Annotated in this window: 22 protein-coding genes and 1 pseudogene; 4 read left to right on the top strand and 19 right to left on the bottom strand. The window is 67.6% G+C overall.

The annotated features are described in order from the left end of the window. The 6 genes and pseudogenes from A9Z05_RS28115 to A9Z05_RS28090 form a co-directional block, all read right to left on the bottom strand. Window positions 1-209: pseudogene (locus tag A9Z05_RS28115) on the bottom strand (SAM-dependent methyltransferase); the annotation flags it as partial. Window positions 210-216: 7 nt separating this feature from the next. Further along, on the bottom strand, window positions 217-567 hold the full coding sequence (locus A9Z05_RS28110) for a glyoxalase/bleomycin resistance/extradiol dioxygenase family protein (RefSeq protein ID WP_069620969.1): 351 nt from the start codon (window positions 565-567) through the stop codon (window positions 217-219). A 1-nt stretch (window position 568) separates the two neighbouring features. Beyond that, entirely contained in the window at window positions 569-745 is a 177-nt protein-coding gene (locus A9Z05_RS28105; protein ID WP_069620968.1) for a ribbon-helix-helix domain-containing protein, read from the bottom strand. A gap of 115 nt (window positions 746-860) precedes the next feature. Further along, a complete protein-coding gene (locus tag A9Z05_RS28100; RefSeq protein ID WP_069620970.1) occupies window positions 861-1691 on the bottom strand; it encodes an arylamine N-acetyltransferase in 831 nt (276 codons plus the stop codon). A 120-nt stretch (window positions 1692-1811) separates the two neighbouring features. Next, window positions 1812-2498 carry a hypothetical protein gene (locus A9Z05_RS28095; RefSeq protein ID WP_069620967.1) on the bottom strand — a complete coding sequence of 229 codons (687 nt, stop codon included), beginning with the start codon at window positions 2496-2498 and terminating at the stop codon, window positions 1812-1814. A gap of 357 nt (window positions 2499-2855) precedes the next feature. Then, window positions 2856-4340: an amidase gene (locus tag A9Z05_RS28090; RefSeq protein WP_069620966.1), complete on the bottom strand. Its 1485-nt coding sequence runs from the start codon at window positions 4338-4340 to the stop codon at window positions 2856-2858. A 342-nt stretch (window positions 4341-4682) separates the two neighbouring features. On the opposite strand from A9Z05_RS28090, the gene A9Z05_RS28085 reads away from it, so the two are divergent. The 3 genes from A9Z05_RS28085 to A9Z05_RS28075 all read left to right on the top strand — a co-directional run bounded on the left by A9Z05_RS28085 (window position 4683) and on the right by A9Z05_RS28075 (window position 6454). Then, complete coding sequence (locus A9Z05_RS28085) at window positions 4683-5117, top strand: universal stress protein (protein WP_069620965.1); 435 nt, start codon at window positions 4683-4685, stop codon at window positions 5115-5117. Window positions 5118-5593: 476 nt separating this feature from the next. Then, a complete protein-coding gene (locus tag A9Z05_RS28080; RefSeq protein WP_050011907.1) occupies window positions 5594-5842 on the top strand; it encodes a hypothetical protein in 249 nt (82 codons plus the stop codon). Between the two features lie 138 nt (window positions 5843-5980). Continuing rightward, complete coding sequence (locus A9Z05_RS28075; protein ID WP_069620964.1) at window positions 5981-6454, top strand: nuclear transport factor 2 family protein; 474 nt, start codon at window positions 5981-5983, stop codon at window positions 6452-6454. 24 nt (window positions 6455-6478) lie between these two features. Here the strand turns inward: A9Z05_RS28075 and A9Z05_RS28070 are convergent, their stop codons facing one another. Next, window positions 6479-7354 carry a BPL-N domain-containing protein gene (locus A9Z05_RS28070; RefSeq protein ID WP_256122117.1) on the bottom strand — a complete coding sequence of 292 codons (876 nt, stop codon included), beginning with the start codon at window positions 7352-7354 and terminating at the stop codon, window positions 6479-6481. A gap of 296 nt (window positions 7355-7650) precedes the next feature. Between A9Z05_RS28070 and acnB the strand changes: the two genes are divergently transcribed. After that, window positions 7651-10236 (top strand): bifunctional aconitate hydratase 2/2-methylisocitrate dehydratase, encoded by a 2586-nt coding sequence (gene acnB / locus A9Z05_RS28065; RefSeq protein WP_069620962.1) that lies wholly within the window; start codon window positions 7651-7653, stop codon window positions 10234-10236. Between the two features lie 113 nt (window positions 10237-10349). Here the strand turns inward: acnB and A9Z05_RS28060 are convergent, their stop codons facing one another. From A9Z05_RS28060 to A9Z05_RS28005, 12 genes are all read right to left on the bottom strand, one after another. After that, entirely contained in the window at window positions 10350-10868 is a 519-nt protein-coding gene (locus tag A9Z05_RS28060; protein ID WP_069620961.1) for a DUF4274 domain-containing protein, read from the bottom strand. A gap of 72 nt (window positions 10869-10940) precedes the next feature. Beyond that, window positions 10941-11354 carry a PPC domain-containing DNA-binding protein gene (locus tag A9Z05_RS28055; protein ID WP_069620960.1) on the bottom strand — a complete coding sequence of 138 codons (414 nt, stop codon included), beginning with the start codon at window positions 11352-11354 and terminating at the stop codon, window positions 10941-10943. Window positions 11355-11428: 74 nt separating this feature from the next. Then, window positions 11429-11980: a GNAT family N-acetyltransferase gene (locus A9Z05_RS28050; RefSeq protein ID WP_069620959.1), complete on the bottom strand. Its 552-nt coding sequence runs from the start codon at window positions 11978-11980 to the stop codon at window positions 11429-11431. A gap of 170 nt (window positions 11981-12150) precedes the next feature. After that, window positions 12151-13551, bottom strand: coding sequence for an MFS transporter (locus A9Z05_RS28045; RefSeq protein WP_069620958.1), 1401 nt, complete (start codon window positions 13549-13551; stop codon window positions 12151-12153). A 37-nt stretch (window positions 13552-13588) separates the two neighbouring features. Then, entirely contained in the window at window positions 13589-14833 is a 1245-nt protein-coding gene (locus A9Z05_RS28040; RefSeq protein ID WP_069620957.1) for an NAD(P)/FAD-dependent oxidoreductase, read from the bottom strand. Further along, entirely contained in the window at window positions 14830-15792 is a 963-nt protein-coding gene (locus A9Z05_RS28035; protein ID WP_069620956.1) for a VOC family protein, read from the bottom strand. Before A9Z05_RS28035 ends, A9Z05_RS28040 begins: the two co-directional genes overlap by 4 nt. A gap of 18 nt (window positions 15793-15810) precedes the next feature. Then, window positions 15811-17301 (bottom strand): aldehyde dehydrogenase, encoded by a 1491-nt coding sequence (locus tag A9Z05_RS28030; RefSeq protein WP_069620955.1) that lies wholly within the window; start codon window positions 17299-17301, stop codon window positions 15811-15813. A gap of 72 nt (window positions 17302-17373) precedes the next feature. Continuing rightward, entirely contained in the window at window positions 17374-18195 is an 822-nt protein-coding gene (locus A9Z05_RS28025; RefSeq protein WP_069620954.1) for an aspartate dehydrogenase, read from the bottom strand. Then, window positions 18188-19855, bottom strand: coding sequence for a thiamine pyrophosphate-binding protein (locus A9Z05_RS28020; RefSeq protein ID WP_069620953.1), 1668 nt, complete (start codon window positions 19853-19855; stop codon window positions 18188-18190). Before A9Z05_RS28020 ends, A9Z05_RS28025 begins: the two co-directional genes overlap by 8 nt. Beyond that, window positions 19848-20645 carry an SDR family oxidoreductase gene (locus tag A9Z05_RS28015; RefSeq protein WP_069620952.1) on the bottom strand — a complete coding sequence of 266 codons (798 nt, stop codon included), beginning with the start codon at window positions 20643-20645 and terminating at the stop codon, window positions 19848-19850. The genes A9Z05_RS28020 and A9Z05_RS28015 overlap by 8 nt, the downstream gene beginning before the upstream one ends. Further along, the gene (locus tag A9Z05_RS28010; RefSeq protein ID WP_069620951.1) at window positions 20642-21502 is read right to left on the bottom strand and encodes an IclR family transcriptional regulator; all 861 of its coding nucleotides are present in this window, start codon (window positions 21500-21502) and stop codon (window positions 20642-20644) included. Before A9Z05_RS28010 ends, A9Z05_RS28015 begins: the two co-directional genes overlap by 4 nt. Continuing rightward, the gene (locus A9Z05_RS28005) at window positions 21499-22401 is read right to left on the bottom strand and encodes an alpha/beta fold hydrolase (protein ID WP_069620950.1); all 903 of its coding nucleotides are present in this window, start codon (window positions 22399-22401) and stop codon (window positions 21499-21501) included. The genes A9Z05_RS28010 and A9Z05_RS28005 overlap by 4 nt, the downstream gene beginning before the upstream one ends. Window positions 22402-22410: the final 9 nt, after the last annotated feature.

The raw sequence follows: 22410 nt of genomic DNA, 5'->3' as shown, positions 1-22410 counted from the left end.
CGCGCGACGATCGATGCGCGAAACGGCCGCGTGAACTGCGGATCCATGTCGCCGCGCTGCCGCCAGCCGGGTGCCGGTGCAAGCAATTGCAACCCGATTTCGTCGGCGAGCACATGCGGCGGTGCATCGAGCTCGACGTGCAGCGCCCGCCACAGCGCGACACGCGCGGCCGTGCTGTCGGGCGCGTCGTCTTCGCGGATAACCGTCATGTCGACCTCACGCGTGCTGCTTGCCCGGCGCCTGCAGACGCCACACCCGGCCGTCCGGATCGCGCACGGTCATGTCGCGCGTGCCCCAGTGCGTATCCTCGAACGGCGTGACGACATCGACGATCGGCTGCGGCTGCACCGCCTGCTCGTCGGCCACCTTGAGTACGACCTGCATGTCGGGCTTTTCGCCCGGCGGCACTTCGGCGATGAACAGGAACGGGCCGTCGCCGCTGCGCAACTGGCCCGACTGGTGATCGGTTTCGAATTCCAGCGTGAAGCCCAGCGCCTGGAAGAACTTCGCCGACTTGCCCCAGTTGTGCGTCGTCAGGTACACGGCTTCGATTCGCTCGGATGACATGTCACTCCTCCTTGTTGGACGGTTCCGCGCCGGAGGGCGGCGCGGCCAGGTACGCGCGCAACGCGTCGGCCACCAGCGCGGACAGCGATTGCTCCGTTTCGATGGCGCGATGCTTGACCTGCCGGATCAGCGAGAGCGGCAGGTACACGTTGAATTGCTTCACTTCTTCGTCGGTCATGGAGGCTAGTATGCTAGCAATCTAGCAAAAGTCAAATGCGGATGCGATGAAACGACTGGATTGAATCGGCGCGCGGCCCGCGAGCAGGCCGCTTGCAGTGTCTCGTATGCCCGCGTTACCGCGCGGCTCGCGCCGCGAGCCGCGCGAACAGCGCGTCGAGATCGAATCCCGCCGTATTGATGCCGATCGTGTCGCGCAGGCATGCGGCCCAGTCGGCTGCTGTGTCGAACGTGACCGTGCGCCCGGCGCCGGCCGCGTCGCGCAGCGTCAGCACGGTGTTGAGCAGCGCCGCGCGGCCGTCCGGCAGCACGCGGCACGCGATCAGGTCGTTCACGAAGATCGATTCGGGATACGTCGACGTGAACCAGTTCGCGGCGTCGTAATCGATCCATTCGGCCGGCTTCAGCGAGAAGCGGTAGGTCGTCTGCCAGCCGTCGGGGATCTCGAACTGCATGTCGAACTCGCCGTCGACCGGGGCATCGATCACGCGAAACGCGCCGTGCGGCGTCAGTTGCCGCTCGCCCGGCACGAAGCGCAGCGGCGCGGTCAGCGTCGCGCTGCCGAAGCCGATGTCCGCGAGCCACGCCGCGCCGTCGAGGTCGATGCGCAGCAGCATGTGCGTCTGCGCGGTGACGATCTCGGGCGGCCGCATCCAGCGCACGCGCGCGATCAGCGGCGTCACGCGGAAACCGATCGTCGTGAGCGCGGTGTAGAACAGCTTGTTGAGTTCGAAGCAGTAGCCGCCGCGGCGGCGTTCGATCACCTTGTCGACGATCGCGGGCAGGTCGAGCACGACGCGCGCGCCGGTCAGCGGATTGAGGTTTTCGAACGGAATCGCCTGCGGGTGCAGCAGATGCAGCCGGCGCAGCACGTCGAGCGTCGGCTCGGCCGGGCCGTCGTAGCCGATGCGGGAGAAATAGCGCGAGAGGTCGAACGAGTCAGTCATGAACCGGCACCGATGAAAGGGACCCGCCACGATAGCATCGCGCGAAATCCCCATGTTGTGCGGGACTATCGTTCGCGGCCGGCGTACCCGATGACGGCCACGCATCGCACCCGCACGACGTTACGGCAGCAGCTTCAGGGCGGACGACGCGACCGACGGTACCGAAATGCCCTGGCTCGTCGCGAACTGCACGGCCTGGCTGAGCGTCGCGGCGAGCGACTGCAACTGCCCAGGCGCGCTTTGCGCGATATACGTCGCGGCCTGCATGTTCTGCGGATTCAGGCCCGACTGCAGCAGCGACGCCGCGCTCGTCGAACCGAGATTGCCGAGCCCCGACTGCAGTTGCGAGTACTGCGTGAGCCCCTGCCCGAGCGAGGCGAGGCCGTTGCTGAACGCCTGCTTGTCGATCGGGCCGTGCGTGGCGCCGCCGCTCGCGAACGCCTGGCCGAGCGCCTGCGACACCGATTGCTGCGCGCCGCCCATCTGCGACAGCGTGGCGGGCGACAGCGCATCGCCGCCGGACAACTGGCTCGCCGCCTGCTGCGCCTGCCCGGCCGCGCCCGTCAGCCCCATCGCAGACGCGAGCGACGACTGGCCGCTCAGCACCTGCTGGTTCGCGCCGACATAGGCCTGCAGCAACTGCGCGACACCGCCCTGCGCAGGGGCCGCCTGCTGCTGCCCGCCGCCGAGCAGCGACGCGCCGATCGACTGCAGGTCGAGCTGTGCATGCGCGGCGCCGCTCGCCAGGATGCCGAACGCGATGCCTGCCGAGGCCAGATGCCGGCCCGTCGCGCGAATGTGCTTCATGTGTTTTCCTCGTGCCCGAATGGTCGAGGCGATATTGTCGAAGCGCGTCGCGCGCCGCCGCAACGACTGAAACACATCGAAACGAAATCACCGCGCGCCGCCGCTTGCAATTCCGCGGCCGGCGAACGTCGTCGCGCCGATTCGTCCGCGTTTGCGATGCGATGTCACGCGCGTACCGGCATTCTTTCTCCGGTTGCGTCAATGGACGCCGGCTCCCGCGTGCACAGGCGGCGCGACGAAACCCCTCCCCGGGCGCGTTTCGCGTCGAGCGATGCCAAGCAAAACGGGCAGCGCGTCACCGCCCGCTTCGTCATCCGGCCGCTACCGCCCGCCATCGGCTGACTGCCGGCGGCGCCGTCACGCTGCCATCCATGCGGGCAACCGCTGGTTGACCCAGTCGGCCGCCCGCTCGTACCCGCGCGCAAGTTGCAGCACGGCGAGATCGGCGCGCGGACGCCCGATCAGCTGCATCCCCATCGGCAACCCCGCGTCGTTGAAGCCGACCGGCACGTTGATCACCGGGCAGCCGGCCAGCGTCCACGGCACGACCGTTTCCATCCAGCGGTGGTAGGTATCCATCGCGCGGCCCGCGATCTCCTTCGGCCAGCGCTGGTCGACGTCGAACGGGAACACCTGCGCGGTCGGCGCCGCGATGAAGTCGTAACGGTCGAAGAAGCTCAGCACCGCCTGATGCCATGCGGTCCGTTCGACGCTCGAGTCGAACACCGCCTCGCCCTGCAGCGCGAGCAGCCCTTCGACCTCGTAGATCGCCTCGGGCTTCAGCAGCGCGCGGCGCGCCGGGTCGCGATAGTGCGCGAGCAGCCCGCCGCCCGACAGCAAGTGCCGGTGCGTGAGCCATAGACGCCAGATCCGGTCGGGCGCGAACGCCGGCAGCGCCGCATCGACGTCGCAGCCGATCTCGCGCAGCGTCGCCAGCCCGCGCTCGCACTGCGCGAGCACGCCGGCCTCGGTCGCGAGATAGCCGTTCCAGTCGCCGACCCACGCGATGCGCTTGCCGCGCAGGTCCGCGTCGAGCGGCTGCGCGAACACCGCCGGATCTTCCGCGAGCGACAGCGGATCGTTGCGGTCGTGGCCGGCCTGGATCGCGAGCAGTTGCGCGACGTCGCCGACGGTGCGGCCCATCGGCCCTTCGATGCCGAGCTGCTGCATGAACACGTCGACGCCCGGCCAGCGCGGCACGCGGCCCTGCGACGGACGGAAGCCGTAGATGTTGCAGAACGCGGCCGGATTGCGCAGCGACCCGCCGAAATCGCTGCCGTCCGCCACCGGCAGCATCCGCGACGCGAGCGCCGCCGCGGTGCCGCCGCTGCTGCCGCCCGCGCTCTTCGTCAGGTCGTACGGGTTGCGCGTCGCGCCGTAGACCGCGTTGAACGTGTGCGAACCCAGCCCGAATTCGGGCGTATTGGTCTTGCCGATGAAGATCGCACCGGCCGCGCGCATCCGCGCGACGCCGACGGAATCGGCCTGCGGCACGTTCTCGCGGAAGATCGGCGAGCCGTAGGTCGTCCGCAACCCCTTCGTCATCGCCAGATCCTTCGGCGCCTGCGGGATCCCGTGCAGCCAGCCGCGATAGTCGCCGCGCGCCAGCTCCGCATCCTTTTCCGCGGCTTCCGCCAGCAGCGCATCGCGGTCGCGCAGCGCGACGATCGCGTTGACCGCGCCGTTCACGCGCTCGATATGGTCGAGATACGCACGCATCGTCTCGACGCACGAAACCGCCTTGCCGCGGATCGCCGACGCAAGCTCGCCGGCCGACAGGCGCACGATCGGATCGACGGAAATGGAAGCGGGAGCGAGAAACTGCGGGGCGCCGTGCGGCATGCGAGGTCTCCTGGGAAGCGGTATCGGATGGCGCGCCGCCCGGCGGCGCCGCCGCTCTACTCTACGCGACGCGATCCGGGCAACCTCCGATATTTTGCGGCGCAATTCATTGCGGATTCGACTGAATCGCGATGCGTCGGACAGCCGGCGACGGCCGGGCAGGACCGGCGCCGCCGCTCGCAGCCGTTTATGCGCATAAACTTAAATTTCTTATATTTTTAATCGGTGCGCCACGGGATCGCGCACGTTAACGACATTTTTATGCGGCCGGCCGATCTCTTTAGATCGCTTCGTCCGGCCGCCCGCTATGCTGGAAGCACTTCGTTTCCGGGTTCATCGTCCATGCTCAAGCTGCTGGTTCCGGTCGGCCATTCGCCCCGCTCGCTTCAGGCGGTTCGTCACGCGACGTTCCTGTATCGCGAGCGCTGCGCGTCGGAGGTCGTGCTGCTCAACGTGCAGGCGCCGCTAGAATCGACGCGGCTCGAGGCCTATCACCCGTTGTCGCGGCTGCGCGCGATCGAGACGCAATTCGCGACCGACGATCTCGCGATGGCCGAGCGAATCCTGCGCGATGCGGACGTGAAGTTCAGCGTCGTGTTGAAGGTCGGCCCGGTGGCCGACACGATCGCGGCCGCGGCGGCCGAGACCGGGTGCGACGAGATCGTCGTGGCCGCGCCGAGACGCGATCCGCTGCACGCGCTGATGTCGGTGTTTCGGCGCAGCGTGATGGCCCGTCTGGTGCAGATTTCGAATGTGCCGGTGACGGCGGTGCAATGACGGAAAGGCGCGTCACGCGTGCGCATCGTGCGCACGCTGTCGCGCAGCGCTTATTTGATGACCTTGCGCCAGAACACGAAATAGGCGGCCGCCGAAGATGCCAGCAGCAGGATGGCCCACATCGGGGCAAGACTGATCAGGACGGACGAGACGTTCAACATTTGGATTCCTCACTATTTCGACAGCGATATTCAACATCGGCCTGCTTGCCGGACCCGATGCGTTGACCCGCATCGCGTTCCGTCAAATCATGCGTTCATGCTATCGCCTTGAACGGCCGCGCGACCGCCGCCGCCCGCCCGGACCCTGACATTCGTCAAACTGGCGCGCATTGCCCGTCCGCCGGGCGGCGGTGACGAAAAAACAGGACAGGATCGTCCTGCACGCCACCGCTTTCAGCAGACGTTTACCGGGGGAAGCCCCAAGTGCTTCGTCGAACGTGTCCGCGTTACGCTTGAGCGACGAGGAGACGAACCATGAGACGAGCCGTACATATCGCTGTTTTTGCACTGCTGGCCTATCTCATCGGCGATCGCGCGATCCTGCACGCACAGGGCCGCGACGCCAGCCCGCTCGCGTGCGAGCAAGGCGCCGCGCAGGTGAAGGCCGACGCGCTCGGTCGCGGCTTCGGCGAAGCCGCTGCCGGCAGCCAGAGCGAGGCCTTCATGTCGGGCTGCCTGGTGACGGGACGGAACGATCGGAACGTCGCGATGGCGGCCCGCTGACGCGTATCATCCGTGGCGAGCGTGCCGCGCCTGAAGTCGCAGGCACGGGCGCCCGTTTGCGCTGCCGGCCATCACTTTCCCGATCGGCGTTTCGACGGACGTCATCGTCCGCCCCTCCCTGCCCCGTTACGCCCCGACATGACTGATCCGAACACCGAGTTGATCCAGCGCTTCTACACGGCCTTCCAGCAACGCGACATCGACGCGATGCTCGCGTGCTACGCCGACGACATCGTGTTCAGCGATCCCGCATTCGGCGAGCTGCGCGGCGAACTTGCGCGCGACATGTGGCGGATGCTGGTCGCGCGGGCGCAGGAATTCGCTCTGACGTTCGGCGAAGTCGCCGCGGACGATCAGGCCGGGCGCGCGAAGTGGAGCGCGCGCTACCGGTTCGCCGCGACCGGGCGGATGGTGGTCAACCGGATCGATGCGCGCTTCCGGTTTCGCGACGGACGCATCGTCGAGCATCGCGACCATTTCGACCTGTGGCGCTGGGCGCGTCAGGCTCTCGGAATGAAAGGCGCGCTGCTCGGCTGGACGCCTTTCATGCAGCGTGCGATCCGTGCACAGGCACGGAAAAATCTCGACGCGTATCGCGCCAAACGGAAATAAACCGCGCGCGCCGCGGCACCTCCGTTACGGCTTCATCGTCGCGTCGATCAGGTCGTAGGCCATGTCCGGCACCACGCCGTCCGGATTCGTGAGGCCGTTCTGGCGATACCAGCTTTCATCGGCCTCCGGATGCGGGCCGGCAAGGCCGACGCGCCCTTTGCCGTAGCGATACGTGGCGGCCGCGATGTCCTTGTTCGGGTAGATCGCCAGCACGATCCCGCCGGAGCCGATCGGCGCGACCGGCAGCCTCGCACCGTCCTGATAGTAGATCCAGCGCTTTTTCCCGCGCCAGACGACCGGCGTCACCGTATCGGCGATGCCGTGAAGCGTCGAGCCCGGCCGGTCGACCTCGGAGTCGATATCGCCGGCGACCAGCCCGAAACCCTGCTCGCCGGCCAGGTAGGCGCCCATGCACACTCCGAGATATCGACCGCCATTCGCCACGTATCGCCGCACCGCCCAGATTTCATTTCGGCCGATGCTGGCCGCCGCGCCGGGAATGTCCTGCCCGCCGCCGGGCTGCACATAGAGCGCCGCACCGGCCAGCGCCGCGGGCGTGATCCTGAGCTTTTCCGCCGGCCCCACGTAGATCACCCGGAACCGGTAGTCCGATTCCCGCAGGCGTCTGGCGATGGTTTCGGCGCACCCGTCGCACGCGGCAGGCCCGCGATAGACCAGCGCGACCGGCCGGCTCGCCGCATCCCGCGCTTCGTTGCCGGGCGTGGCGGCGTGAACGGCCGGCGACGCGACGAGCGCCATCATCAGGAAAATCGCGTTTCTGGAGTGCATGTCGTGGATCGCCGGAGTCAACGGAATCGCTACCGCCCGGGCCGAATCGACAGGCGCGCGACGACTTCCGCCTCCCGTTCCGACGCCCGATTGCAAGCTGCGCGACAGCAAGCGTAGCGACCCGAACGCGGCCGGTGTGTGCCGTTTCCTGCGGGCTTGTGCAGTTATGTGCGACACCGGCGACCGGAACCCACACCGCGTCTCCGCCCGCCGAACCCCACCCCGACAAGGCCGTCTCCGCCATGCAGCCGCCCTCCGGTCTTTCGCGCCGCCAAGTCTTATATAAGACATAAGACATTTGACGTTCCAGATCATTGAGATTAGAATCCCGCTCAAAGCAGTGCCTGGAATAGCCCCGGAGTGCCGGCAAGGCCTTCCCCTCAAACGCAATATCAGCAGGTCTCCCCATGCTTGAAAACTTTCGTGCTCACGTGGCCGCCCGCGCCGCGCTCGGTATTCCTCCCCTGCCGCTGACGGCTCAGCAGACCGCCGAACTGGTCGAATTGCTGACCAACCCGCCCGCCGGCGAAGAGCAGACGCTGCTCGAGCTGATCACCCATCGCGTGCCCGCCGGCGTCGACGAAGCCGCGCGCGTGAAGGCCGGCTTCCTGGCCGCCGTGGCCAAGGGCGAGACCGCCTGCCCGCTGATCTCGCGTGCGCGCGCCACCGAGCTGCTCGGCACGATGCTCGGCGGCTACAACATCCAGCCGCTGATCGAACTGCTGTCCGACGAAGCCGTCGCCGCGGTCGCCGCCGACGCGCTGAAGAAAACCCTGCTGATGTTCGACCAGTTCCATGACGTGAAGGAACTCGCCGACAACGGCAACGCGCACGCGAAGGCCGTGCTGCAGAGCTGGGCCGACGCCGAATGGTTCACGAGCCGTCCGGAAGTGCCGCAAAGCCTGACCATCACCGTGTTCAAGGTGACGGGCGAAACCAACACCGACGATCTGTCGCCGGCCCCGGACGCCACCACCCGCCCGGACATCCCGATGCACGCGCTCGCGATGCTGAAGAACGCGCGCCCCGGCATCACGCCGGAAGAAGACGGCAAGCGCGGCCCGGTCAAGTTCATCGAATCGCTGAAGGAAAAGGGTCACCTCGTCGCGTATGTGGGCGACGTGGTCGGCACCGGCTCCTCGCGCAAGTCGGCCACCAACTCGGTGCTGTGGTTCACCGGCGAAGACATCCCGTTCGTCCCGAACAAGCGCTTCGGCGGTGTGTGCCTCGGCGGCAAGATCGCGCCGATCTTCTACAACACGATGGAAGACGCCGGCGCGCTGCCGATCGAACTCGACGTGTCGCAAATGAACATGGGCGACGTGGTCGAACTGCGCCCGTACGAAGGCAAGGCGCTGAAGGACGGCAAGGTCATCGCCGAATTCCAGGTGAAGTCCGACGTGCTGTTCGACGAAGTGCGCGCCGGCGGCCGCATTCCGCTGATCATCGGCCGCGGCCTGACCGCGAAGGCGCGCGAAGCGCTGGGTCTCGCGCCGTCGACGCTGTTCCGCCTGCCGCATCAGCCGGCCGATAGCGGCAAGGGCTTCTCGCTCGCGCAGAAGATGGTCGGCCGCGCGTGCGGTTTGCCGGAAGGCCAGGGCGTGCGCCCGGGCACGTACTGCGAACCGAAGATGACCTCGGTCGGCTCGCAGGACACCACGGGCCCGATGACCCGCGACGAACTGAAGGATCTGGCCTGCCTCGGCTTCTCGGCCGACCTCGTGATGCAGTCGTTCTGCCACACCGCCGCGTATCCGAAGCCGGTCGACGTGAAGACGCACCAGACGCTGCCGAACTTCATCAGCACGCGCGGCGGCATCGCGCTGCGCCCGGGCGACGGCGTAATCCACTCGTGGCTGAACCGCATGCTGCTGCCCGACACCGTCGGCACCGGCGGCGATTCGCACACGCGCTTCCCGATCGGCATCAGCTTCCCGGCGGGTTCGGGCCTGGTCGCGTTCGCGGCCGCCACCGGCACGATGCCGCTGGACATGCCGGAATCGGTGCTGGTCCGCTTCAAGGGCAAGATGCAGCCGGGCGTCACGCTGCGCGACCTCGTCAACGCGATCCCGCTGTACGCGATCAAGCAAGGCATGCTGACGGTCGCCAAGCAAGGCAAGAAGAACATCTTCTCGGGCCGCATCCTCGAAATCGAAGGCCTGCCCGATCTGAAGGTCGAGCAAGCGTTCGAACTGTCGGATGCGTCGGCCGAGCGTTCGGCCGCCGGTTGCACGGTGCGCCTGAACAAGGAACCGATCATCGAATACCTGAACAGCAACATCACGCTGCTGAAGTGGATGATCGCGCAGGGCTACCAGGATCCGCGCAGCCTGCAGCGTCGTATCGCCGCGATGGAACAGTGGCTGGCCGACCCGCAACTGCTGTCGCCGGATGCCGACGCCGAATATGCGGCCGTCATCGAGATCGACCTCGCCGACATCCACGAGCCGATCGTCGCCTGCCCGAACGACCCGGACGACGTGAAGACGCTGTCCGACGTCGCCGGTGCGAAGATCGACGAAGTGTTCATCGGCTCGTGCATGACCAACATCGGTCACTTCCGTGCCGCGTCGAAGCTGCTGGAAGGCAAGCGCGACATCCCGGTCAAGCTGTGGGTCGCGCCGCCGACCAAGATGGACCAGAAGCAGTTGACGGAAGAAGGTCACTACGGCGTGTTCGGCACGGCCGGCGCACGGACCGAAATGCCGGGCTGCTCGCTGTGCATGGGTAACCAGGCACAGGTGCGCGAAGGCGCGACGGTCATGTCGACGTCGACCCGCAACTTCCCGAACCGTCTCGGCAAGAACACGAACGTGTACCTCGGCTCCGCTGAACTGGCCGCGATCTGCTCGCGTCTGGGCAAGATCCCGACCAAGGAAGAGTACATGGCCGACATGGGCGTGCTCACCGCCAACGGCGACAAGATCTACCAGTACATGAACTTCGACCAGATCGAGGACTTCAAGGAAGTGGCCGACACCGTGCAGGTGTAAGCACGCAGTCGGGCTGCGACGGGCGGTCGACGTCGCAGCGCACCGAAAGGCGCCGCAAGCCGAAAGGCCGCGGCGCTTTTTTCATGCGTCGGCGACCGGACGCGCCCGTCCGGTCAGTCGTACAGCGCGTGCAGCCGCTCGACGACGTCGAACGGCAAGCCTTCGTCATAGCCGTCCGCTTCGTCGAGATCGACGTACTCGCGCCCGTCGGTCGGTTGCAGCATCAGCGCCGGCACGGGCCGCGCGACCGGTACGTCCGGATAATCGTTCGGCCCCGCACCATCGAAGTCGTGCGGATCGAACCAGATGCCGTGATTGGCGTAATAGCCGTCGGCGTAACGTTGCTCGATGTCGCGAAGCAGCCGGAACGTATCGAGTTGATACGACGCGTCGCCCAGATCGCTTTCGCTCGCATACTGCACGAACCACGCGGCGCCGAGATTCCAGTAGATCAGCAGTGCGGTCGCGCGATCGACGTTGCGATTGTCCAGCAGCCAGCGCAATGCGCGTCCGTTGCCGTCGTAATTGGAGCGTGCGGCGAACCGGTGCCACTGCTCGGGCGTCGCGCGTTCGAGCCACGCCCGGACGATGTCCCACGCCTTCTGTTCGATGTCGGTGTCGGTGTCGTCCATGGATTGCGTCTTGCGGAATGAGCGGTAACGGGAAAGTCTTCGATGACCGGCGATTCTAGCGTCGCCGCCCATTCATGCGGCGTCGCCGCCCGACTCGCGACGGATCACCAGTTCGTTGAAGCCGGTGCCCGCATCCGGCTCGCGCGAGAAGCGATGCGCGGGCAGCAGCGCGAGCAGGATCTCGGCCGTCGTGCGCACCACGCAGCCGCTCGCGACGTGGCCGCCCGTCACGCGGCCGGCTGCATCGGAAATCGACATATGAAGGTGCGCGCCGTCCGGCGATACGGAGCCGGCCAGCGTCAGGATTTCGAGGTCGCCGCGCAGTTCGGTTGGCTGATCGACGCCGGCGAAACGCAACTGCGCGACGCTCAGGCTGCCGATGCCCTGGATCACGAAGGCCGCATGCGCTTCGTGCTGACGTAACGCTGCCTCGATGGCGCCGCGCAGATCGTCGCCGGGAGAAAGACGCAAAGGATGGGCTTGCATGGTCGAGAACCTGTGGGTCGATCGTGGTATCGACCAAGCGTACGTTCGCCCGGCGAATCCGGCAAGTCGGCTATTTACGCGCGGCGGTCGCTCGCCAGCAACCCGTACAGCGCGCTGTCCGACACTTCGTCGCCGACGATCCAGCGTTCGCGCAGCAGCCCTTCCCGCACGAAGCCGAGCCGTTCGAGCAGCCCCGCCGACGCGACGTTGCGCGGATCGATATCGGCCTCGAGCCGGTTCAGCCGCAGCGTGCCGAATGCATGATCGATCACGGCCGACGCCGCTTCGCGCATGTATCCGCCGCGCCAGAACGCGCGCCGCAGGCTGAAGCCGATCTCGGCGCGTCGGCATTGCGCGTTCGCATGGAACAGCACGCACTCGCCGAGCGTTTCGCCGGTTTCCCGCAGTTCAAGCACGCAGACCAGGCTCTCCCCGCTTGCGGACGTCTGCACGTTGCGCGCGACGCGCGCCTCGGCCTGCTCGATTTCCGTCATCGGCGAGAACGAGAAATAGCGCATCGCTTCCGCATCGGACCAGATCTCGAAGAAGGCCGGCGCGTCGGCGTCGCGAAGCGGCCGCAGCACGAGGCGGGATGTTTCCAGCGTGACTGGTTCGAACAGGGGCATGACAACACTCGATCGAAAAACGGGAGCGTGAATTAGAACACGCAAGCCTCAAGTCGGCCATGCCGCGCATTCGCACGACCCGTCCCGCCACGCCAACATCGCCGCAAAAACAAAAAGCCCGGGCATCGCCCGGGCCTCACCACGTCGTCCGCTACCGCCGCCGGCCCCGCTTACGCCTCAAGCGCCTCCAGCACCTTCCCCTTCGTCTCGATGCCGACGAAGTGCACGGTCAGCGCCGCGATCAGCGGCACCACGCCGATCAGGTAGAACGCCGGCGCGAGGTTTCCGCCGATGATCGCGTGCGGCACGACCATCGGTGCGACGAACGACGCGATCTTCAGCCACGCGCTGCCGAGCCCGCAGCCCGACGCGCGGATGCTCGTCGGATACTGCTCCGGCGTGTAGACGTACGCGGTAATGAACCCGGACGCCATCAGCCCGAGCGACAGCGAACAGAAGATCGCGACCACGTACACCGACGACGCGTGATAGATACCCGCGAGTGCGAGCGACAGCGCGCACAGCACGAACGACCACACGATCACCGGCTTGCGGCCGAGCTTGTCGACGAGCAGCGCCGACGCCAGCGACCCGAGCACGCCCATGACCGACCCGATCACCGCGAGGTTCAGCGCGAGCTGCAGCGGCGCGTGATAGAAGTTCTTGTAGATCGTCGGCAGCCACGTCGACAACCCGTACTGGATGAACCCGCAGGTCGCCCACAGCGTCGCCACCGCGAGCGTGCGCTTGCGATACGCGGCGCGGAACAGGTCGCTCATCCTGCGCTTCGGATGCTGGCGCACCATCTCGTCGAACGCGGCCGCCTGCGTGACCGGCGGCAGTTCGCCGCGCACCGACGCCTCGAACGCGCTCGTCGCCCGCCCGGCTTCCGCGAGCCGCCCGCGCGACGCGAGCCAGCGCGGCGATTCGGGCACGAGGTGCGTGAGCACGAGCGACAGGATCACCGGCAGCCCGCCGACGAAGTACATGATCTCCCAGCCGAAGCGCGGCACGAGCCAAGCGCCGAGCGCCATCGACACGAGCAGGCCGATCGGGAACACGATCTCGTACAGCAGCACGAAACGGCCTCGGCCATGCGCACGCGTAATCTCGTTGATGTACGTCGCGGCGACCGGCAACTCGCCCCCGAGCCCGAGCCCCTGCAGAATCCGCAGCAGCACGAAGATCTCGAACGTCGGCGCGAAACCGCACGCGATGCTCGTGATGCCGATCACGGCCGAACTCCATGCGATCGCTTTCACGCGGCCATGCTTTTCCGCGAGCGCGGGAAACAGGAATGCGCCGATCAACTGGCCGATCGCGCCGGACGCGATCAGCATGCCGATCTGCGTAGGCGACAGCCCCCACTTGTGAATCAGCAGCGGCAGCGTCGCCGCGATCGTGATCACGTCGAAGCCGTCGAAGAACGTCGCGGTGCCGATCAGCACGCGCGCGCGGATCTGCATCGCGTTGGCCGGAAGCCGCTCGAGCCGCGCGATGATCGCGCCGGGCGTGGAAGCGGCAGCTTCCATCGTGGCCTTGCCGGCCACGACGTTGTCGAAAGTGCTCATGCGGGGTGTCTCCTGGGTCTCTTTCCGGTCGAGCCGGTCAGGCAAGCGCTTGGGTCGTGTCTGCCAGGGCTTCCGTATCCACTGCCCGGCCCTGGTTCATCCACTTGCGTGCGAGCTTCAGCTCACGCGCGTTGTTCACGGCGATGACACCTCTCACATGCCCGTCGCCAACAAAAAACAGCGTCGCACGACGCGCGGCGAGATCGCCGCGGACGACGAGCTGCGCATCGGCCGGCAGATCGCCGAGGATCTGCAGGTTCACGTCGTACTGATCGGACCAGAACCACGGAATCTCCGCGTACGGTGCACGCACGCCGAGCACGGCCTTCGCCGCCGCGATCGCCTGGTTCTGCGCGTTCGCCCACGATTCGAGCCGTACGCGCCGCTTCAGCCAGCCGTTGTGATGGTTCGCGACGTCGCCGCACGCGAAGATCGCCGGGTCGCTGGTCGCGCCGTATTCGTCGACGACGATGCCGTCGTCGACCGCGAGCCCCGCGTCGCTCGCGAGCGACGCGTTCAGCGCAAGGCCGATGCCGGCCACCGCGAAGTCGGCGTCGATCGTCGTGCCGTCGGCAAGCGTCGCGCGTACCTTCGATGCATCACCGGGCGGCGCATCGAGCGATTCAAGCGCCGCGCCAAGTCGCACGTCGACACCGTTCGAGCGATGCAGGTCGAGCAGGAAGTCCGATACGACCTGCGGCACCGAGCGGCCGCACAGGCGCGGCGCGCCTTCGACGACCACCGCGTCGACGCCGAGCTTGCGCGCGGTCGCCGCGACTTCGAGGCCGATCCAGCCGCCGCCGATCACGAGCACGCGCCGGCTCGCGCGCAGCTTCTCGCCGAGCGCGGCCGCTTCGTCGAGCGTGCGCAGGTAATGCAGATTCGGCGTGTTGACGAGCGCACCGGGCAAGCGGCGCGACGTGCCGCCGGTCGCGATCACGAGCCGGTCGTATTCGATCTCGCGGCCGCTTTCGGTTCTCACCACGCGACGTGCGCGATCGATCGACGCCGCGCGTTCCGGCTGCCACGCTTCGACGTTCAGCGCGTCGAATTCGTCGGGCCGCACGACGCGCACGGTCTCGATGTCGGCGTCGCCGGCCAGCACGGCCTTCGACAGCGGCGGACGCTCGTACGGCAGGTGCGGCTCGTCGGCGATCATCACGAGACGGCCCGCGTACCCTTGCGCGCGCAACGTCTTCAGCACCCAGCCGGCCGCCTGGCCGCCGCCGATCACGACGACCGTGCCCGGCGCGGCCTGCTCCTGTGTGTTCTCTTCGCTCACGATTTGCGCTCCGTCATGAACTTGCCTTCCGGCGCCTTCGCGTTCTTCTGCCGGCGCGTGTTGCCGTCGAGGCCGCCGTCGACGGCCCACTCGGCGAACACGGTCGGGCCTGGTTCGAATTCGCGCGGCTGCCATTCGGGCGTCAGCACGTCTTCGTCCGCGTAGTACTCGATCAGCGCGCCGGCCGGGTTCTGGAAGTACCAGAAATACGCGGACGACACCGGATGACGCCCCGGGCCGAGCTGCGTTTCCCAGCCGCAGCGGTCGATGTGCATGCCGCCGCCGAACACTTCGTGGATGTCGCGAACGGTAAACGCGACGTGGTTCAGGCCGCGTTTACCGTTCGGCAGCGCGAGCAGGAACAGATCGTGGTGGCCGCCATGCGGCGCGCAGCGCATGAACGCACCGCGGCCCGGATAACGGTCCGACGTCTCGAAACCGAGCCGTTCGTGATAGAACTTTTCCTGCGCATCGAGGCAATTCGTGAAGAACACGACGTGCCCGACCTCGACCGGCTCCGCGCGCGCATAAATCGGGCTCGGCTGATCGACGCGCAGCGTCTGGCCCCACACGTTCGACGGCGAGCCCGTGATGTCGAGTGCGCGCTTGCGCGTGACTTCGATACGGATCGCCATCCCGTTCGGGTCGATGCAGCCGACCGCATCGTCTTGTGCGTAGTAGCCGGGCTGGCCGGCCAGCTTCGTGCGCAGTGCGTCGACTTCCTGCCGCGTCGCGACGCCCCACGTGACTTCCCGCAACGTCGGGCCCGCTTCGAACGCGGGCGGCAGCGACGGATCGTCGGCTTTCACGACGAGCACGGTGCAACCGTTCAGCGTCTCGAAACGCGCACGCGTGTCGTCGTGCGCGACTTCCTTCAAGCCCCAGTCCGCGAAAAAGCGCCGGCACGTGGCGAGGTCGTCGACACCGTACGTGATCTGCTCGATTCCCAAGATGCTCATTGCGTCATTCCCCTTCGCTCAGTTCGCCCACGGCAGCGGCGCGTCGTTCAAGCCCCAGTAAAGGCTCTTCTGCTGCATGTATTCGCGGATGCCGAGACGCCCTTTCTCGCGGCCCATCCCGCTCTCCTTCCAGCCGGAGAACGGCGTGGAGATCGAGAACAGCTTGTACGTGTTGATCCAGATGGTGCCCGTCTCCAGCGCCCGCGCGATGCGCCACGCGCGCTTGTAGTCGCGCGTCCAGATGCCGGCCGCGAGGCCGAACACGCTGTCGTTCGCCTGCGCGATCAGCGACGCTTCGTCGTCGAACGGCATCGCGACCAGCACCGGCCCGAAGATTTCCTCCTGGCAGATGCGAGCGCTGTTCGGCAAGCCTTCGAGAATCGTCGGCTGATAGAAGAAGCCGTCCTCGCGCCCGTCGCCCGACGGCCGCTCGCCGCCGCACAACAGCCGGCCGCCTTCTTCCAGCCCGAGCGCGACGTAGCGCTCGACCGACTCGCGATGCTTCGCGGTGATCAGCGGGCCCATCTGCGTATCGGGCCGCGTCGGGTCGCCCACGCGCAGCTTGCGCGCGCCGGCCACCAGCCGCTGCATGAATGCGTCGTACACCGCGCGCTGCACGAACAGCCGCGAACCGGCGATGCACGCCTCGCCCGACGAGCTGAAGATTCCGTACAGCACGCCGTTGACCGCGTGATCGAGATCCGCGTCGTCGAATACGATCGTCGGCGACTTGCCGCCGAGTTCGAGCGACACCGGCATCAGTTTCTCGGCGGCGATGCGCGCGATGCCGCGGCCCACTTCGGTGCCGCCGGTGAACGACACCTTCTTCACCAGCGGATGACGCACGAGCACGTCGCCGATCACCGAGCCCTTGCCCGGCAGCACGCTCAGCACGCCCTTCGGCACGCCGGCTTCCTCGCAGATGCGCGCCAGCGCGAGCGACACGAGCGGCGTGACTTCAGCCGGCTTGAGCACCACCGCGTTGCCACCGGCGAGCGCCGGCGCGAGTTTCTGTGCATCGGATGCGATCGGCGAGTTCCATGGCGTGATCGCCGCGATCACGCCGATCGGCTCGTACACGCTCATCGTCAGGTAGTCGCCGCGCGACGGCGTCAGTTCTTCGTCGAGCGTTTCGAGGCACGCCGCGAAATAGCGAAACGTATTCGCCGCGCTGGCCACGAGCACGCGCGTCTCGGCGATCGGCTTGCCGTTGTCGCGGCGCTGCAGGTTCGCGAGCGCCTCGTGCCGCTGCATGATCAGGTCGGCGATCCGGTACAGCACCTGCGCGCGCTGATGCGGCTTGAGCCCGGCCCAGTCGGCGCGGCGCCATGCGGCGTCGGCGGCCACGATGGCGTCGGCCGCGTCCTCCGCGTTCGCCGTCGACACTTCCATGTTCAGCGACTGGTCGGCCGGATAGAGGCTCGCGTAAGGCGCGCCGCGGCCGCGCCGCCACTCGCCGCCGATCAGGATGTTGCCGTCGGGCACGAGGCGCGTATCGAAAGGAGTCATGTCACAAATTCCACAAGTCTGTCTCTGCACATCCGCCCTCGCCGTGGCGCGGGCGGACGCTCGATGGTCCGGTCAGATCACGCAGCAGGCCGCGCGGTTGCGCAGCGCGCGGATCGCGCTGTACGCCGTCAGCGCGGACGTCTTCGGATTGTCGGGCAACGGCTTGCCGCTCATTTCCAGCGACATCTCGCCGAATGCGCCGCGCGCGGTGATGCGGTGCACGTTGCGCTCGACGGCCGGATCGGCGATCAGGCGCACGTGCGTCGCGTCGAGGCCGACGCCCGCGAGCGCGACCGTCGCCGCGACGTTCGCGTTCTTCGGATACAGCCGCGCCGCATCGCGCGCAGTGCCTTCGAAGATCACCTTCTCCGCGGTCATCGCGCGCAGGTCGCACAGTTCCTCGGCCGGCGTGCCGAGCCAGCCAAGCGGCGGCTTGCGACCGACGTACAGCACTTCGTCGAGGCCACCCTGCTGCGCGGACGCCAGCGCATCGATGCCGCCGATCGCGCCGGACAGCAGCGTCACGGTGGTGCCGCCTTCGTCGGCGGCCTGCGACAGCACGTCGAGCAGCGCGAGATCGGACAGCGCGCCGATCGACGCGACCGCGCAGTCGGTGCCGGCCTTCAGCAACGGCACGACGTGATCGACGAGCGCGCTGTGGCCCGCGCATTCGAGCGCGAACGCGGGGCGGCGGGCCAGCGCGTCGACCGACGACACGACCTCCACCGCACTGCCGAGCGCGCGCTGCACCGCGTCGCGCTGATGCTCCGGCACGATCACGTGCGCGACGTGCAGCGACGCGTCGTGCTCGACCGCGCGGTACACGGCCGCGCCGATCGCGCCGAAGCCGATCATCGCGACGTCGACGGGTGCCCGCTTGTGTCCGTTATGCATACTGGCGCTCCGTCGGCGCTTCCTTCTTCACCGGCGGGCCCGCGAAGGCGGACGCGAACGAGCCGACCGACAGCATGTCGACCTCGACCATCACCGGCCCTTCCTTCGCGATCCCTTCGCGCACGATCGCTTCGGCCTGGTCGAGCGACGTGATCCGGTAGTGCGTGAGGCCGAAGCTCGCGCAGAACTGCGCGAAATCGGGCTGATGCAGCTGCACGAAGCAGCGGCGGCCGCCGTAGTGCGCGTCCTGGATGTTGCGGATCACGCCGTAGCACTGGTCGTTCATCAACACGATCATCACGTTCGCGTTTTCCTGCACGGCCGTGACGAGCTCGCCGACGTTGACCATCAGGCCGCCGTCGCCGACGAGGCAGACCGTCTTCGCCGCCGAACCGGCCAGCGCCGCGCCGATGCCCATCTGGATGCCCTGGCCGATGCCGCCGCCGAGCGCATGCACGCCCGCGCGCGGCTCGAAGATCTTCAGCAGGCGGTTGCCCCACGTGCTGTTCGAGATCGTCACGTCGCGCACCCAGTTGTAGTCGCGGCCGACGGCGGCCTGCAGCGTGTCGACGAGCTTCCTGTACGGCCCGAGGCCCTTCGCCACGTCGGCCACCGCGTCCTCGCGAGCCGCCGCGAGGTCGGCCGCGAATTGCGGATCGACCGACAGGCGGCCTTCGAGGCGGTCGGCCAGCTCGGCCAGCACGCGCTTCGAATCGCCGTGCACGAACAGCGCGTTGCGATAGCCGCGGTTGTCAGCGAGCGCATCGGCATCGACGCGAAACAGCGGCTGCGGCAGCGCGAGCTTGTACTTCAGCGTTTCGTTGCCGCGCAGGCGCGAGCCGACCACGACGAGCGCGTCGCAGGTCTTGTAGAACGCTTCGACCGATGCATGCACGTTGAACGCGCCGAGCGTCGCCGGGTGATCTTCCGGCAGCACGCCGCGGCCCTGCACGCTCGTCACGACGCCGAAGCCGAGCTTCACGAGGCGTTCGACTTCCGCGCGGGCATGCCGCGCGCCGCCGCCGAGCCACAGCAGCGGACGGCGCTTGGCCGCGAGTGCGTCGGCGAGCTTCGCGACGCGGGTGCTATCGTGCTCGCGCACCGCAACGTGGGCCGGTGCGAGGTCTTCCGGCCATTCGATTTCGGCTGCCTGGATGTCGATCGGAATCTCGACCGACACGGGGCCCGTCGGCGCGGTCTGCGCGACGCGCACGGCTTCGCGGATCGTCGGCAGCACGGTTTCGACCGTGCGCACGCGGAACGCGGCCTTCGAGATCGAGTCGAGCATCGACAACTGGTCAGGCGCTTCATGGATGTACGCGAGGTCCTGGTCGAGGTACGGCGTCTCGATCTGCCCGGTGATGTGCAGCAGCGCGGTGCCGGCCGTCAGCGCCTCGACCATCGCGCCGGCCGCGTTGCCGGCCGCCGTGCCCGTGCTCGTGAACGCGACGCCGAGGCCGCCCGACACGCGGGCCAGCCCGTCGGCCATGTTCAGCGCACCGGCTTCGCCACGTGCGCCGACATACCGGATGTTGCCGCGCGAGTTGATCGCGTCGAGGATCGGCATATTGTGGATCGAGATGACACCGAATGCGGTTTTCACGCCGCACTGCTCGAGAAAGGCGGCAATCAGCTCGCCAACCGTGGTTTTTTCAGACATGGCGTGCAAAGCCTCCAGAAACGTCGATATGGCTGCCCGTCGTGTAGGACGACAGATGCGTTGCGAGATAAAAAAGGGCCCAGGCCGCCTCGTCGGGCTTGCCGAAGCGATTCAGCGGAATGTTCTTCTTGCGGGCGAGCGTGCCCGTCCACGCCTCCCAGCTTTCGCCGGGCTGCGCCTGCGCTTCATGGCGGCGGCGCCACTGCCCCGACTCGACGATGCCGATCAGGATCGAGTTCACGCGGATGCGCTGCGGCGCGAGTTCGGTCGCGAGCGACTTCACGAGGCTCAGCACGCCGGCGCGCGCCGACGACGTCGCGACCATGTGCGGCTCCGGTTGCAGCGCGAGCAGCGAGTTCACGCAGGTGATCGTCGGCGCGGCCGCATCGCGCAGCAGCGGCAGGAATGCGCGCGTCGGACGGATGATGCTGAAGTACTTCAGCTCGAGTTCTTCGCGCCATGCGTCGTCGGTCGTGTCGGCGAAGGTCGACACGCGGCCCTGGCCGGCGTTGTTGACCAGCATGTCGGCGCGGCCGAAACGTGCGGACACCGCTTGCGCGAATGCGGTCACATCGGCTTCGTCGAGCACGTCGCAGCGTGCGGCCAGCAGTTGTGCGTCTGCGTACTTGTCGCGAAGCATTGCTTCGGCGCGTGCGAGGCGGTGGCCGTCGCGGCCGCAAATCGCGACCGATGCGCCGGCCTGCAGGAACCGTTCGGCCGTCGCGAGGCCGATGCCGGACGAGCCGCCCGTCACCACTGCTACTTGCCCGGTCAGATCGATCTTGATCATCGGAGTCCTAATGCTTTCAGAAACGTGTGCTCGTCATCCGAGCGGTAATTGAGCCGCCGCGACAATTCCGCCGCCGCGCGTTGCACCTTGTCGATCAGCCCGTCCGCGATCAGCGCCGCGTCGATCTCCGGACGCGGCACCGTCACCGTGATGCACGCGACGATCTTCTGCGTCTCGTTGCGCACCGGCGCCGTGACAACCGAGATCCCGCGCTCGAACGACGAATTGCTGACGCCGTAGCCGCGCAGCGCATCCTCGCGAATCACTTCGTAGAGCGCGTCGACCGTCTCCGGCGTCGCGCTCGTCATCCGGTTCAGCATGCCTTCCGGATACAGCGCGTGCAGTTCCTTCAGCGACAGGTCGCCCATCAGCACGTGGCCGTGCGTCGTCGCATGCGCGGGCAGCCGCGTGCCGACGTTCACGCGGATCGAGCTGAACACCGGCGACTGGCTCTGCGCCTTCGCGACGAACACCACGTCGCGGCCGTCGCGAATCACGATATGCGTCGTGAAGCCGGTCGCATCGCGCAGGCTCTCGATCACCGGCAGCCCGAGATCGGTCAATTCCAGCGAGCTCAGGTATTCGAAACCGAGCCGCAGCACGGCGATGCCGAGCTTGTAGTTGCGATCCTTGTCCGCGCGTTCGAGAAAGCCGAGCGATTCGAGCGTCTGCAGCAGACGGAACACCGTCGTGCGCGGAATGCCGAGCCGTTTCGACAGTTCGGGCGCGCCGAGCACGGGCTCGCGCGGCGAGAATTCGGCGAGAATGCGCAGCCCGCGTTCGAGGCCCGGCACCACGTAGCCGGCTTCGGCCTTCGCGTTGTCCGCGTCCTGCCGTTGTTGCAACGGTTCGCTCATTCCAGCCCCCGTTGACGATCGCATTGGCGACAGAAGCCGTCGATCAGCGATGAATAGACTGCCGGCTGTTCGACGTAACCCGCATGACCCGCCTGCGGAATCACCTGCAGCCCGACGTGCGCGGCCGCGGCGATCCGCTCGCACGCGGCCGGCGGCGTGATCGCATCGTTCGCGCCGACGGCCACGGCCGTGCGGCCGCGAAAACCGGCGAGATCGGCCGCGAGATCGGCGTTCGCGAGCAGATGCGTGGCCTGCGCGTAGCCGGCCGGCACGATGCGCGCCATGTTCCAGCGCACCCATGCACGCGCGTCCTCGTTCGCGAAGCCGGACAACATGTTGCCGCTGCGCTGCTCGGCGAGCCCGGCTGGGCCGAGTTCCGCGAGCATCGCGAGCCGCGCGTCGCGGCGCGATTCGCGGGTGTCGGCCGGTGCGTTGCCGTAGCCGCCCGCCGGCGAAATCAGCAGCAGGCCGGCGATCCGCGCGGGCATCGCGCGAGCCAACCCGCCCGCGACGATCGCGCCGAGCGAATGCCCGACCAGCACGCAGCGCTCGATGCCGAGTGCCTCGAGCCACGCGTTCAGCGATGCCGCGTAATCGGCGGCGGCCGGCGACGCGCCGTGCACGGGCGTCGACACGCCGTAACCGGGCGCATCCCACGCGAGCACGCGCCGCGATGCGCGCAGCGTATCGAGCTGGCTCACCCACGATGCCGCGCCCGAGCCGATTCCGTGCAGCAGCACGACGGGCAGCGTGCGGCCCGCATGCTGCGCGCGGGCCTCCCGGTAGCCGATCGTGCCCGCCGCGCCGGCTTCGCAACGCTGTTCGGGAAACTGCCCGAGCAGCGCGGCGAACGCCGCGGTGCGGTCGCGTTCACGTTCGCGTTTGTCGATGACACTCATTGCTTCACC

The sequence above is a fragment of the Burkholderia sp. A2 genome, from assembly GCF_001729305.1.
GTDB classification, from domain to species: Bacteria; Pseudomonadota; Gammaproteobacteria; order Burkholderiales; family Burkholderiaceae; genus Burkholderia; species Burkholderia sola.
The sequence above is the reverse complement of the archived record's forward strand: the minus strand, read 5'-3'. Positions and strand labels throughout refer to the sequence as shown.